Raw genomic sequence first — 13,376 nt, forward strand, 5'->3', positions numbered from 1 at the left:
AATAGATCCTTCAGGCAGGCTAACCCAACCTGCTTATTCAGCAAGCCGCTTCGCCAATTGCCGGATGTGACGATCGTCAGTGCCACAGCACCCCCCCAATACCTTCATACCCAGATCATTTTTAAGCGCGCCTACGGCCTGACCGAAAATTTCAGGTGCTTCAGTGACCAGGTTCTCACGCTCATCCAGCTCTTCAGGCTTGAGCGCGGCCGTATTTGCCAACAGGCCGTCGATCCGCTCCCTCACCAGAGGAGAAGAATTGACATCATGGAAAAGTGCCGCCCGGAAAATGGAGGCATGCGTGCAATTGACAATAAAGGCAAGCGGCTTCGGGCTGACTGCGGCATCGATTTCCTGGACGGCATCCTTCAGTGGTGTGCCGTCAATCAACGTGCCTTCCGGACGCGCAACGAAACTGATGATATAGGGCATTCCCGTTTCGGCAAGGGCCGCTGACAAACCCATGGCCTCGCCCAGCGTGGGCAGGGTGGCCGCCAGCAGGAAATCGACCCCGGCCCGGGCCAGCCGATCAGCCTGCCAGGCATGAAACGTCCGGGCTTTTTGTGCTGGAAGCGCTTCATCCGGGTTGAAGGCATCCCCCCGGCAGCTCAACAACCCACCCACGGCAACCTTTTTCGCATAGGTTCCGTATTGGTTGCGTAGGGCATCTATAAATCGGAAGTTGTCCCCATTCACGTCCTTACCCGCACAACCGGCCTTCGAGATCCGCTCCCGGCTGGCACGCCAGGTCGGGGTGGAAAGGATGAGCGGCAGGTCGTAGTGGCGGCCGATGTCCAGATACTGCCGATAGATGGCCGCCAAGGACCTGCGTTGCGGTTCGTCATAGATGAACGCGGAGTTGACGATGTAAGGATCGAGTTTGACGTCGCTGTTTCTGCACAGGCGTTCGATGATCGCGCCTTCGCCCAGAATGCAGGTTGAACGCTCGTAAAATGTCTGAAACGCGGTCGATGTCATGCATTGCTCCTTTTGACGTGCATGCCCAGGTCATGGAATATCTGGTTTGCCCGGTCTGCATGCTCGGCGGAAAGCGCTTTCTGTCCGGATCCGGTATAAAGCTCACCCAGGAATAGATGACCCAGGGCCAGCTCGGGCTGGATGTCGAGTTCTCCCAAGATTTCGATTCCCTGGCAGATGAGGCTGGATGCGGCTTCATGCGACTGCGGGTCAAGTCTGAATTGAATGCGACCCAGCCAGGTCAGTGTTTTGCCGGACACGTACCGCTGACCGGATTCCATGGACAGAACATGGGCGTCGTTCATTGCCTGCATGGCCGGTTGATATTCCGCCAGGATGAATCGGCAGACACCCAGATTGAAAAGCAGCTCAGACCTGCGCCACTCGATTCCTATTTTCCGGTTTTCCGCCAAGGCCTTTTCTATATGTCCCAGGCCCGACTGGGGGTTGCCAAGAAAGGTTTGGGCAAGGCCGAACATACTCCGGCAAAATGGCAGATGCCAGTAAAAGTTGGCCTCCTCAAGGTGACGGACACCGTCACCGATAAAATTGACTGCCGGCCCATGGCTGCCTTTGAGCAGATGCAGGCTGCCCAGCTGAACTTCGCAAACCCCTATGGTTTCGGGTCCGGCAAATCTGACAGCGCAAGCAAGGGCGTTCTCGCAGACGGCCAGCCCGTTGGTGAAGTCTCCCATCACCCCCATGCTGTAGCCGATAAAGCCCTTTACAATAGAATAAATATTGGTCATCCCGCCGAAATAATCGGACTCGCGGCCCGCATTTTCAACGGCCTCGATAATTCGTGTGGCGACCTGGATCGTTTCCCTGAACTTTCCGGCATTCATCAAGTCCTGGCACAGGTCGGGACCGGTTTGCGCCATGGCGTCCACATCGCCGATGCGCTCGGCGGTTTCGAAGGCCCTTTGGGTGTATGCCGTCCCTTGATCATAATCGCCGCGATTCATGTAAAAAACGCCGATGTTGCCGTAAAATCGAGTCATGCTGCTGTGATCATCCAACGCCGTTGAAACCCTGACGCCCTTTTCGAGGTAGGCCAGGCTGTCCTCGGGCAGCCCCAGGGCGATGATGGGGATGACCATCAAATGGAGTACCTCGAGTTCCTGTTGGCGGGGATTATCCGCATGGGGCAGGCGATCCAGCGCCCCCAGTGCTTTCTTGAAGTAGTCGTATGCCTCCCATAAGAAATGCGTGCGAATGGCTTTTTCGCCTGAGAGTCTCAGGTATTCATATGCTTTAAGCGCATCTTCGCTGCGGTCATAGTGATAGGCCAGGACGTCGTATGATTCCTCGATCCGTTGGGCATAAAGCCGTTCAATCGCAGCGGCGACATCTGCGTGATAGCGCGCCCGTTTCCGGCGCAACAAACTCTTGTAGGCCACCTCCTGGGTCAGCGCATGTTTGAATGTGTAGGTCAGCTCGGGATAGCGGTTTTTTCGATAGATGAAACCCATCTCCTGAAGGGTTTCAAGGCTGGCATCCAAATTTTGATTCTGCCCGGTGATGCTTTGCAGTACCCGGTGTGCGAAATCGCGTCCAATCACCGCCGCCAGCTGGCCAACCCGCTTCACGTCGTCTTCCAGGCTGTCCATGCGGGCGGCAATGATGCCGTGGATGTTTTCGGGAATTTTTGTCGTGTCAGCGGTCTTATCCAGCCCGTAGCGTCCCGACTCCAGGCGTATCGATCCGTTTTCCAGCAATGTCCGGGTGAGCTCTTCCATGAAAAGCGGATTGCCGTCCGTGCGTTGGAGCACAAAGCGGATAAGCGCTGGTTCGACATCGGCATTGCCGAGGATCGAGCCGATCACTTCAGTTCCCGATTCTTGGGGAAGCTGTGCCAGCGTGATCTCGCGAAAATCGGGACGATTCGCCCAGTCATGGCGATATTCCGGCCGATATATCAAAAGCAGCAGGATGGATGTGCCGTTCAACGCTTCGATGAGAAAATCCAGGAAGGCTTCAGAGGCGTTGTCAATCCAGTGTAGATCCTCCACAACCAGCATAAGGGGATCTATCCGGCTTGCATGAAGCAGAAATTCCCGAAGCGTCTCGAAGGTTCTATCCTTTCTTTCTTTGGGAGACAGGGCCGGCCAGGTCCGGGATTCCACCGGCAGGGCGAGAAGATCCTGAAACGCGGCCAGGGCGTCGTCAGCCGCCAAACCAAGCTCTTGGATATGATGCCTGATCTTATGGGCGACGGATTGAGGGTCGTCGACCTCGCTGCTATCGAGATACGTGCGTAAAATATCCCTGAGCGGCAAAAAGGCAATCGGCTTGCCGAACTGAACGCACCGGCCTTCCAAATAAAGAAGTCGTTCGCCGATGGAACGTCTCAGTTCGTGGATCAGCCTTGATTTACCCACACCCGGATCACCCTTGACCCCCACCACCTGCCCATTCCCGGAAAAGGCTTTTTCGGACGATTCCGTCAAGACTGCCAGTTCTTCCCGTCGCCCGGCATACGCAGTCAATCCTTGTGCGGCTGATGCCTCCAGCCGGCTGATCAGGCGACTCGCCCCGCTTAACTCGAAAGTCTCCTGGGGCTGCGTTTTTCCCTTCACCTGCGTTGCTCCCAGGGCCATGAACTTAAAATGCCCCCTGACGAGCTGGTACGTATTCCGGGAGACACGGATCGTGCCCGGTTCGGCCAGGCTTTCCATCCGGGCGCTCAGGTTGGTGGTGTCCCCGACAGCCGTGTAATCCATGCGCAAGTCGTCACCGATCGCTCCCACCACCACCGGGCCGGAGTTGAGGCCGATACGCATGCGGAACGCCACGCCGAAGCGTTGTTGGATCATAACGCTGTAGTCCTTGAGCTCCTTTTGAATGGCCAGCGCGGCATAACAGGCGTTTTGGGCATGGTCCTCATGGGCCAGCGGCGCACCGAACAGGGCCATGATCCCATCACCGGTAAACTGATTGATCGTGCCTTCGAATTTGTGGATTTCGTTCATGAGGATGGTAAAACAGCCGTCCATGATTGCGTGCATCTCTTCGGGATCGAGCTTTTCGGACATGGCCGTGAAACCGGCCACATCGGCAAAGAGCACGGTGACCAGTTTTCGTTCTCCCTCGATGGACGCGTGGCTGGTGAGGACCTTGTCGGCCAGGAACTTGGGTGTGTAGGCAGTGGGTTGACGCGTTTGCCGGGCAGAGGCTGCGCGGGAACCGTTCAATCGTTTTCCGCATTGGTTGCAAAACCGGCTGTCGGGCGGGTTGGGCCGGCCGCAGGCCGGGCACAGCGCCGCCATCGGACTGCCGCACTGGTTGCAAAACCTGGCCGGTCCCGGATTGTCTGTCTTGCAGGCTGAACATTTCATAAGCGGCGTTTCACATGCATGTGCGGTAATCCTGCTAAAAATAAGATGCTTTTTATGGTAAGCAAAGCGGCGTCGAAACGATCGCCCCGGCTTGAAAGCAGGATGGCTGACTGCCACGGCATACCTAATTATTTGGTCCCCGCAACCATTCAGTCTGAATTGACGGGCTGCCGTTTGGCGGAATTCATCGATGTATCGATCGGCTGGTCCTGGGGCGAGATCAGCAGCGTCAAATTGTTTATGCCCCTGATAATCGTTACGCTTCCCGGAAGACAATATTGATTTGTTTCTCAATCTCAGGTCAATTGACAGGATTCTACCATACCCAACCTCTTTACGGAATGGAAACCCAATCCTTTTTCGGAAGAGGCTAATCGACAATCAGGTGCCCGATGGTCAACACCATTGCCAAGGCAATCAATACCAGCGGTTGGGTGTGAGTCCGGTAAACACGTTTTCGAAGCGGTTTGGGGCACAGCCTGTATTTCAAGATCAGCCCCAAAGCAATCAGGGAAACCATCATGACCAGTCCCCACTCCGGCAGCGCCGTGGACCTGCAGCGGGAGGACAGCCAGTGCCACAGGGCGATTCCCAGTGCCAGCGGGTTGAGTAGATAGTGCAACCGCATGAGATGCTTTTTCTGGAACCGGTTGAGCTGGGCCACTACATCTCTTAATCCATTTCCCATCGGAACAACCTTATTGATCCATTTGATCAGCACACTCAAGACGACGGGCAGGTTGGCTGCCACCAGCAGCCATGCAGCCATCTGGCCTGCCGCTTCGTTGCCCTCGTCATCCCTGCCGGAAGGTGACGGGTGGAGAGCGCTCTCCCGTTCGAACCATCCTTTTCCGTTGCGGCGGTCATCGGCCCGGCATGTGTCAGTGAACAAGAAACAGCCGATCATCAAGCCAATCACGATGAAACCGATGCGTGTTATCCCTGCTCTATTTTTTTCGCATGCCCATTTTCCGTGTGAGTGTAAACCGCATTTCCCCCTTTTGCACCGAACGATAGACGGTATTCGGTTAGATATAGTCTAACATATTTATATTTAATGAAATATATAATATAGCCGGGAAGGTTTCTTCACGAACGATTAATCGTGGAACAGGTCGAATCGATTGCTGCCGCATCAAGTTGCCAAAAACTGCCACCACGACCCTTTCCAAGCATGTTTATATTGCCCGGATAATCATAATAAAAGCCCGCCCTTTTTTTTGATTGGAAAATACAACCGTCCTGCTTTATGAAAAACCGGACTGGCAACATGACTGATGGGGTAGCAGAGAAGAAAAAAGCTCAAAGCAATGGCGGCGCTGCGTCATCGTCGGCCGACATGGTCTTTTTACAGCATGATTTGACAGGCGCTGCAGTCGTGGATTAGTTTCAATGTATCTGATCATTCGTAACTGAAGACGAACCGCGATAAGTGGAACACTCGCTTTACCAATTTTAGAAAAGACGATTCCTATCAATGAAACAACCTATTTATCAAAAAATTGGGTGAAGGGCATGAAATATAAATTACTGGGAAATACAGGCATCCGGGTCTCACAACTGTGTATGGGCACGATGACTTTTGGCCGCGAAGCAGACAGGTATGCATCTGAAGCGATTTTCAAGCGCTGTCTGGACCACGGCATCAATTTTTTTGATTGTGCAAATGTTTACGGTGACGGTGTCGCGGAAACCATTTTGGGAGAATTGATCGCCGATCATCGGCAGCAGCTCATCGTCACTTCGAAATGCGGGGCGCAATTTGAATCCGGGATTAACTCTCAGGGCGGATCACGGCGCAACATTATCGCATCTGTCGAGGCCAGCTTACGGCGACTCAAAACCGATTATATCGACATCTATTTCCTGCACCGATTCGATGACCATACGCCGCTGGAGGTGTCCCTGCGCGCCCTGAATGATCTGGTCGTTCAGGGCAAGGTGCGCTGCATCGGCGTCAGCAACTTTTCCGCCTGGCAAACCATGAAAGCCTGCGGGTTGACCCGGCAGAACGACTGGGCCCCGGTAGACTGCATTCAGCCCATGTACAACCTGGTCAAGCGGCAGGCCGAAGTTGAGATTTTGCCAATGGCCAGGTCGGAAAACCTGGGAGTCATGACCTACAATCCCCTTGGCGCAGGCCTGTTGGCCGGAAAATACGGCCAGGATCACACGACGGGTGAAGGCAGACTGGCGGTCGACGACATGTATCGGAAACGGTACCGTGAAAGCTGGATGTTTGACGCGGCAAAGCAGTTTGGTGAGTTCGCCGTTGATGCAGGATACCATCCGGTCAGCCTGGCCGTCGCCTGGGTCAGCCGGAACAAAGCCGTCACCGCACCGATAATCGGGGCCCGCAGTGTCGAGCAACTCGACGATTCCTTGCGGGCTGCAGACATCGACCTGACCGATCAGCTCTATGATGCCATATCCCGGATAACACCCCGCCCGCCATCGCCAACCGATCGGTCGGAAGAACAGATAAAAGCGGACAATGACAATAATTAGCTCCATTTCGAACCGCGACGGCCAGCGCATTGCCCGTCGCTTGCCGTGGGATTGGCGAGCGAACGGAGAATCGGCATTGACCCTTGCGGTTCCCTGCCTCTTGACCACCGCAAGGAATCTATTCTATTCATAAATATTGGTATCTGTTTAAAGCCTCCTTCCTTAATTCAAGACCTTAGCGACAGTTGCGAATCTCCTGAACCTGACGCCGGTGAACTGCAGTTCGACCGATGCTGATCGGCGATCCTTTTTTTTGGCTGTATAACCCAATGGCATTGAGGTGCTTCATGGCTGACAGCGGCATCAAAAGGCATTTGAAAGCCATCTTCAGCGCCGATGTCAAAGGCTACAGCCGGCTGATGGGTGACGACGACGAATCCACCGTCAGCACCATCACCAAATACCGGAAAATCATCTCAGACCTGATAGACAAGCACGAGGGGAGGGTCGTCGATTCTCCTGGTGATAACATCCTGGCTGAATTCGGCAGCACCCTCAATGCGGTCAACAGCGCCATTGCGATCCAGCATCACCTGCAAACCGAAAACGGGAAACTGCCCGACAGTCGTCGAATGGATTTCCGCATCGGCATCAACTTGGGAGATATCATTCACAAGGGCGACAGGATCTATGGCGACGGCGTGAATGTCGCTGCCAGGATCGAAAGCCTGGCCGACCCCGGCGGTATCTGCATTTCCCGGGGGGTTTACGATCAGGTCAAGAAAAAGGTCCGTCAAGGTTTTGAATATCTTGGTGAACATGCGGTCAAGAACATCGCCGAACCCGTAAGGATCTACCGCGTTCTGTTGGCAAAAGAAGACGAAGGCAGACTCATTGGGGAGCCTGCAGTCCGGTCGACCAAGATGGGTAAGCCAGCAACGGTTGCCGTTGCCATGCTTTTGGTTGCCGGTATTTTGCTGCTGTGGATGTATTATCCGCGGCCTGCCGATGAAAGACCCGCCTCGGAGGCACAAACAGCCGCACCGTTATCGGAAAAGGCCTCCATTGCTGTACTGCCATTCGACAATATGAGCGACGACCCGCAGCAGGAATATTTTAGCGATGGTATTTCCGAGGACATCATCACGGATCTTTCCAAAATTTCCGGCCTGATTGTCATCGCCAGAAACTCCAGCTTCACCTACAAAGGAAAGTCGGTAAACGCACAGCAAATCGGGCAGGACCTCCGGGTCCGCTACCTGCTGGAAGGCAGCGTTCGCAAGGCCGGAGGCCAGGTAAGAATCAACGCCCAGTTGATCGATGCGACAAGTGGCCATCACCTCTGGGCCGAGCGCTACGATGGGGACATGAGCGACATCTTCGCTCTGCAGGATAAGATCACCCGCAAAATCATATCCGCTCTGGCGTTGAAACTTACAGCAATCGAAGAAAAGACCGTAACCGACAGGGGGACGGAAAACCTGCAGGCTTACGATTCGTTTCTCAAAGGCTGGCAGGGCTATCGTAGGATGACAAAAGAAGGCTTCGCCGAGGCAAAAATTCATTTGGAAAAGGCCGTGGAAATCGATCCTGAATTTGCCAGAGCCTATGCAGCGTTAGCCGTTTTGTATTGGAAAGCCATTCAGACAGCATCACCCGAACTTCGGGAAGGACTGGGAATAAACAATCGTGCTGCAAGAAATGCTGTTCGTAATAAACCGCACTTCCTGGTCAAAAAGGCCATGGTCAAACCAACAGCTCTGGCCCATGGGCTGATGTCCCAATTTTATCTTTTCCGATACCAGCATGATGAAGCACTCTCTGAAATCGAACAAGCTGTGGCGATGGACCCCAACGACCCAGAACTTTATGCCTGGATGTCCCATATTCTATGGCTTACAGGCAAAAACAAGGAAGCCATCGAATCTGCAAAAATGGGTCTGCGACTTGATCCAAACAATCCTACGGTTTACCTAATTAATCAGGCAAGAGCCTATTTGCCGGATGGAAATCTCGAAGAAAGCTTGCTGCTAGTCGAGAGAGCTAAAAGGCTGAATCCGGAATTATCTGGAACTATCGCGCTTACTGAATCGATCATATACGGAATTCAAGGCAGGGACGAGGATGCTCGTATTGCATATGGCCTATTAATAAAAAGTAGGCATACTCCGGTTCGCAACCTGAATGATCTTCTGCTTTATTTTCCCTTCATAGACCCCAAAAAACTGGATCGTATCGCTGAAGCCCTGATCAAGGCCGGGGTACCGGGAAAGCCCACTGATTATTACAGAATATTCAAGGAAAACCGAATCGACGGACAGGTGGTCAAGGAGCTTCTCTTTGGCCAAAAGATTACGGGAACCGCTATGTCAACTGGCAAGCAATATTGGTGGGAATGGGATAAGAATGGCAAGTTTAAAATGGATCTGCAAGTTTTTAAAGACACAGGGAAAAGCTGGGTTGAAGGGGATATTTTTTTCATCCAGTTCGATAAATTTCTTGGCGGCCTCCCATATGGTACGGTGATTTACAGAAACCCTGATGGGTCGATGGAGAGTCAGAACCAATATTTGATGGTTAGTGACACGGGGTCCATCACTCCTTTTGCACCCATCGACTGAAGGCCCGCCGCATCAGCACAATTTTCATAGCCCAAGAGAACTATGCATCGTTGGGCTGTAAATGATTGCTCAAATTAATGGAGCCGCCAATGAAAAGCTACAGAAAAGAACTCTGGTTCGAGATCCCCACCCGCCGCGCCTTCATCAACATCACATCAGACGTGCAGCAGTGCGTCGACGAAAGCGGTGTCAAGGAGGGCCTCGTCCTCGTCAATGCGATGCATATAACCGCCAGTGTTTTTATTAATGACGATGAAAGCGGTCTGCACCACGACTACGATGTCTGGTTGGAAAAATTAGCCCCCCATGCACCGGTTGAGCAATATAGGCACAACGTAGGTGAAGATAACGCTGACGCCCACATGAAGAGGCAAATCATGGGGCGCGAAGTGGTAGTTGCCATTACCGAGGGACGGCTTGATTTCGGCACCTGGGAGCGAATTTTTTACGGTGAGTTTGATGGGCGGCGCAAGAAACGGGTTTTGGTTAAAATCATCGGGGAATAAAAGTTGATCATTCAACGATAAATTGTGAGGCAACAAGGTCAGTCGCTCATGGTGGTAGAATTATAAAATTAGCTGGTTCGTGCCATCTAAGGCAGCAATGTGCCGGCAAATAAAAAGGGCCATATTTGACCAATGGTCACCTAAGACCCTTATCCAGGAGGCCTGGACGCTATGGGGCAAATCGTCGTGGCGGGTTGAAATGGGGAAAGGATGGTTGTTGATCGTCAGGCCGCATACCAAAGGACCAAGAAATAATGGCAGGTGGTACCCGCGACTACAAATAGATGCCAGACCAGGTGGCCATAAGGGACCCGCGAATCGGTTGCGAAAAAGGCGACCCCGGCGGTGTAGGACAGGCCTCCGGCAACCAACAAATACAAACCCGCAGCTGGCATGCGGTCAAACAACGGCTTCACCGCAATCACGAGCAGCCACCCCATCAGCAGATAAAGGCAAGTGGAAAGAATGGGATGGGCGGTTTTATAGAATGCCTTCAGCACGACCCCGGCTATGGCCAGGCCCCAGATAAGCCCGAAGAGCGTCCAGCCCCATGCACCGCGGAGTATGCCAAGGGTCAAGGGCGTGTAGGTGCCGGCGATAAGGACAAAGATCGCGGAATGCTCGATGATCCGAAAACAGCGTTTGGCCCTGCCGATCGGCCACGCATGGTAGAGCGCTGAGGCAAGGTAAAGAAGAATCATGGAGGCGGAGAAAACACTCGTACCGACAATGAATCCGGCATCCCCGTGCCTTGCTGCATGCATGACGAGAAATGGCGTTCCGGTCAGCGCGCCGATTAGCCCTGCGCCGTGACTGATGCTGTTGGCGATTTCTTCGCCCGGCGACTGGACACGATTCGGATTTGAAAGGACGGCCTGCACGTCAGTTCCATGGCCCCCAGTGACCATATACGCCAATCAGGGTGATCGCTTCCTGTGCCGTATAGGTGCGAACATTGATAATTTTGTTCTTTTTGTAGTAGTCGTCTTTTGAAAACAGAATTTTATGCCCGTCGCTCAATTCGTAGACGAAGTCTATCTCTTCAATCCAGGCGTGGTTTACCGCCGCATCTTGCGGCAAGGTGGCCACATTCCCATGCGCCAGACGATAGTCATCCGGGCCGCTGGTGATGTGTGGCTTTTGCATGAACTCCGCTGAAGCCCTGAAACAAGCAAATTGCGGTTTGAATCTTTCATCGGGGAGGATCGATTCTGAAGCTGGCATGCGTCTTCCTGTTCTTTTATCTAAAAACCACCCTGGTTTGGAGTGTTAATGTGAGGCGGGGGGTCGAATTTCCCGTCGCGTGCAAGGATTAAATTGAATGTATCCCTTGCAGACAGCCCTACACTTGCGCTTGGGTCAATCGTAGAATACACCGGCAGGGCCCTGAACGCGCTTAATGTAATCATCTTATCTGTATTAAGCCAAGTTTTATAATTCGCAGATCGCCGAGAACGAGCCAACTATATTTGTGCCTGATCTAAAGGAAAAATCGGTCTGGGCACATTGCGATAGGGCAATCGGTTATAGCGTGGGGTGCAAAGTGCGCCGCTGTCACAAACAATCACTTGTCCTGCAATCGGCTCGAACGCAGCACGGAAGTGCTGCATCGATTTTAGCGCCACAACGTGCTTTTTTTGGGGGTCGATACCAAATGCCTTAAATTGCTGTAAATCAAGTATCTGGCGGGCAATGGTGACAACCAATATCTCGATGCCGCCGACGCGTATCACCGCACTGGGTCCGAACGAACCGCTAAGCCCATGGATCATTGAACCGGCGCCGGTGAAACGCCCGTCGCTGGTAGAAACGAGTTCGCCTTTCACGGCGAGTGGTCCACCACCGAAGCGTGGGTCGGCCTTGCCGCCCAGCGCAATGTGAACCCGTTCACCAACATCAGCAGTGTGCAATGCCTGCGCTGCCGCGCCATCCACCATAGGACCCAAACAGGCATTCGTCACACCCGCCTCGAGCAGTGCGCGCAAGAGCTCAGTTGAATCGCCATAGCCGCCGGCACCGGGATTGTCCGCATAGTCTGCAATTACCAGCGGGCCTTCGTCAGGCACGTATGTAGCTGCAATTGCTGCAGCCTCTTCAACGCTGAGATAGTCGTTCAGCACTTCAAAGCGTCTGTTCCAGATATCATCAGCAATCGTTTCGGCGAAAGCAGTGTGTACGGAAAAATCACCTTGGCCGGTAACCAACACGGTTGGGCCGATCCTTGCCACATCTGCACTTGCGAAACCAGCATTAATGCTGACGGCGAACACGTCCGCCTTCTTTTCGTAAGCCCGTGCCGATGCTATGCGCTCGATCATCGGGCCGATGTCGGTGCGCCCACCATTGACCTCTTCAAGCATGGGTCGACTCACCATGATCGTGTGCGGTTGAATCTCACCGGCCATCGTTCGGTGTAAAATTTCGCCGGCATGGCGACCGGTGTCGCGCATATCGATATGTGGATAGGTTTTGAACGACACAATGATGTCGGCGAGCGTACACATTTTATTGCTGACATTTGCATGTGGATCAAGCGTGATGGCAATTGGCATCTTCTCGCCCACCACGTTGCGGATACGCGAAAGCAACTCTCCTTCTCCATCTTCACAGAAATCAAGGTCCATGGCGCCATGCAACCCGAGGAGAAGGCCGTCGAAGGCGTGCTGCTTAATGACGGAAATGATTGGATCGCAGAGCCAGTTAAAGGTTGTTCGTCTAACTTTACCGCTTGGGCCTGCGGCTGCGCTGAGCACATGCTTGATATGCCAGCCATGCACACGACCGGCATCGAGGAAGCCAGCAAGTTCGGTATTTGCCTGGCCACGCTCGGCGATGGCTTCGGCGCCCATCAGAACATAGCGGTTTCTGAATGCCCGTTCATCCGTTTCCTGGAGACTAAAGGAGTTGGTTTCATGGGATATTTCGGCAGTCAAGACCTTGAACGGCATCAGATAATTCCTTAATAGTCATAATAATCGATTGGGTTGATGCAAAAATTCACTCACCTATCATACATAGCGGATAAAACCTTTAAAAAAGTTTAATCAAAGTATTACAGACGTCTGCTTTTTCGGTCTTCAACCAGTATGAGGTCATTCTGAATAAGTTTGCCCTTGCTTTTCCTGTATATCATAGATACAATATTTGTAGCTGTAAATATGGTAGGTCCAAATTTTGCCTGTCTAATTGCAATGAAATTGATAAGCTGGAGGCCGGTTTGCCAGGTGTGACAATCACACGCGATACGTTCCTCGAAGACAATCAGGGCCGAAGGTTTTCCGATGTTGCGAACGATCCGGATCAACCCTTTGACGCAGTCCTTGAATTCTTAAATGACCCCAACAGGCAGCGCCGGATGGAAGAGTCTGAGATCCACCACGACAGGCCGCCGTTGTCTGGCGTCGTCCGGGAGCTTGAATCTCATCCGGCCATCGAACCGTTTTTGGCAGACACACACACTCAGCGGGGTAAACGCTTAAGACAGG

9 protein-coding genes and 1 pseudogene are annotated in these 13,376 nt (G+C 53.0%); 3 read left to right on the plus strand and 7 right to left on the minus strand.

The features are described from left to right. Positions 1 to 33: 33 nt before the first annotated feature. The 4 genes and pseudogenes from ACZCED_RS05640 to ACZCED_RS05655 all read right to left on the minus strand — a co-directional run bounded on the left by ACZCED_RS05640 (position 34) and on the right by ACZCED_RS05655 (position 5,208). Positions 34 to 978, minus strand: a complete 945-nt coding sequence (locus tag ACZCED_RS05640; RefSeq protein WP_464860402.1) for a homocysteine S-methyltransferase family protein — start codon at positions 976 to 978, stop codon at positions 34 to 36. Beyond that, positions 975 to 4,172, minus strand: a complete 3,198-nt coding sequence (locus ACZCED_RS05645; RefSeq protein ID WP_464860421.1) for an ATP-binding protein — start codon at positions 4,170 to 4,172, stop codon at positions 975 to 977. Before ACZCED_RS05645 ends, ACZCED_RS05640 begins: the two co-directional genes overlap by 4 nt. 3 nt (positions 4,173 to 4,175) lie before the next feature. Next, a pseudogene (locus tag ACZCED_RS05650) lies at positions 4,176 to 4,316 on the minus strand (double zinc ribbon domain-containing protein); the annotation flags it as partial. A 370-nt stretch (positions 4,317 to 4,686) separates the two neighbouring features. Then, on the minus strand, positions 4,687 to 5,208 hold the full coding sequence (locus tag ACZCED_RS05655; protein ID WP_464860403.1) for a hypothetical protein: 522 nt from the start codon (positions 5,206 to 5,208) through the stop codon (positions 4,687 to 4,689). Positions 5,209 to 5,831: 623 nt separating this feature from the next. Here ACZCED_RS05655 and ACZCED_RS05660 point away from each other — a divergent pair. The 3 genes from ACZCED_RS05660 (at position 5,832) to ACZCED_RS05670 (ending at position 9,891) form a co-directional block, all read left to right on the plus strand. Then, a complete protein-coding gene (locus tag ACZCED_RS05660; protein WP_462971103.1) occupies positions 5,832 to 6,824 on the plus strand; it encodes an aldo/keto reductase in 993 nt (330 codons plus the stop codon). 230 nt (positions 6,825 to 7,054) lie between these two features. Continuing rightward, on the plus strand, positions 7,055 to 9,385 hold the full coding sequence (locus ACZCED_RS05665) for a tetratricopeptide repeat protein (protein ID WP_464860404.1): 2,331 nt from the start codon (positions 7,055 to 7,057) through the stop codon (positions 9,383 to 9,385). 89 nt (positions 9,386 to 9,474) lie between these two features. After that, complete coding sequence (locus tag ACZCED_RS05670; RefSeq protein ID WP_464860405.1) at positions 9,475 to 9,891, plus strand: secondary thiamine-phosphate synthase enzyme YjbQ; 417 nt, start codon at positions 9,475 to 9,477, stop codon at positions 9,889 to 9,891. 224 nt (positions 9,892 to 10,115) lie between these two features. Here ACZCED_RS05670 and trhA read toward each other — a convergent pair whose 3' ends face one another. The 3 genes from trhA to ACZCED_RS05685 all read right to left on the minus strand — a co-directional run bounded on the left by trhA (position 10,116) and on the right by ACZCED_RS05685 (position 12,839). Continuing rightward, positions 10,116 to 10,772, minus strand: coding sequence for a PAQR family membrane homeostasis protein TrhA (gene trhA / locus ACZCED_RS05675; protein ID WP_464860406.1), 657 nt, complete (start codon positions 10,770 to 10,772; stop codon positions 10,116 to 10,118). 1 nt (position 10,773) lies between these two features. Beyond that, a complete protein-coding gene (locus tag ACZCED_RS05680) occupies positions 10,774 to 11,115 on the minus strand; it encodes a hypothetical protein (protein ID WP_464860407.1) in 342 nt (113 codons plus the stop codon). A 239-nt stretch (positions 11,116 to 11,354) separates the two neighbouring features. After that, positions 11,355 to 12,839, minus strand: coding sequence for a M81 family metallopeptidase (locus ACZCED_RS05685; RefSeq protein ID WP_464860408.1), 1,485 nt, complete (start codon positions 12,837 to 12,839; stop codon positions 11,355 to 11,357). Between the last annotated feature and the right edge of the window lie 537 nt (positions 12,840 to 13,376).

It is taken from the genome of Desulfosarcina sp. (assembly GCF_055467485.1).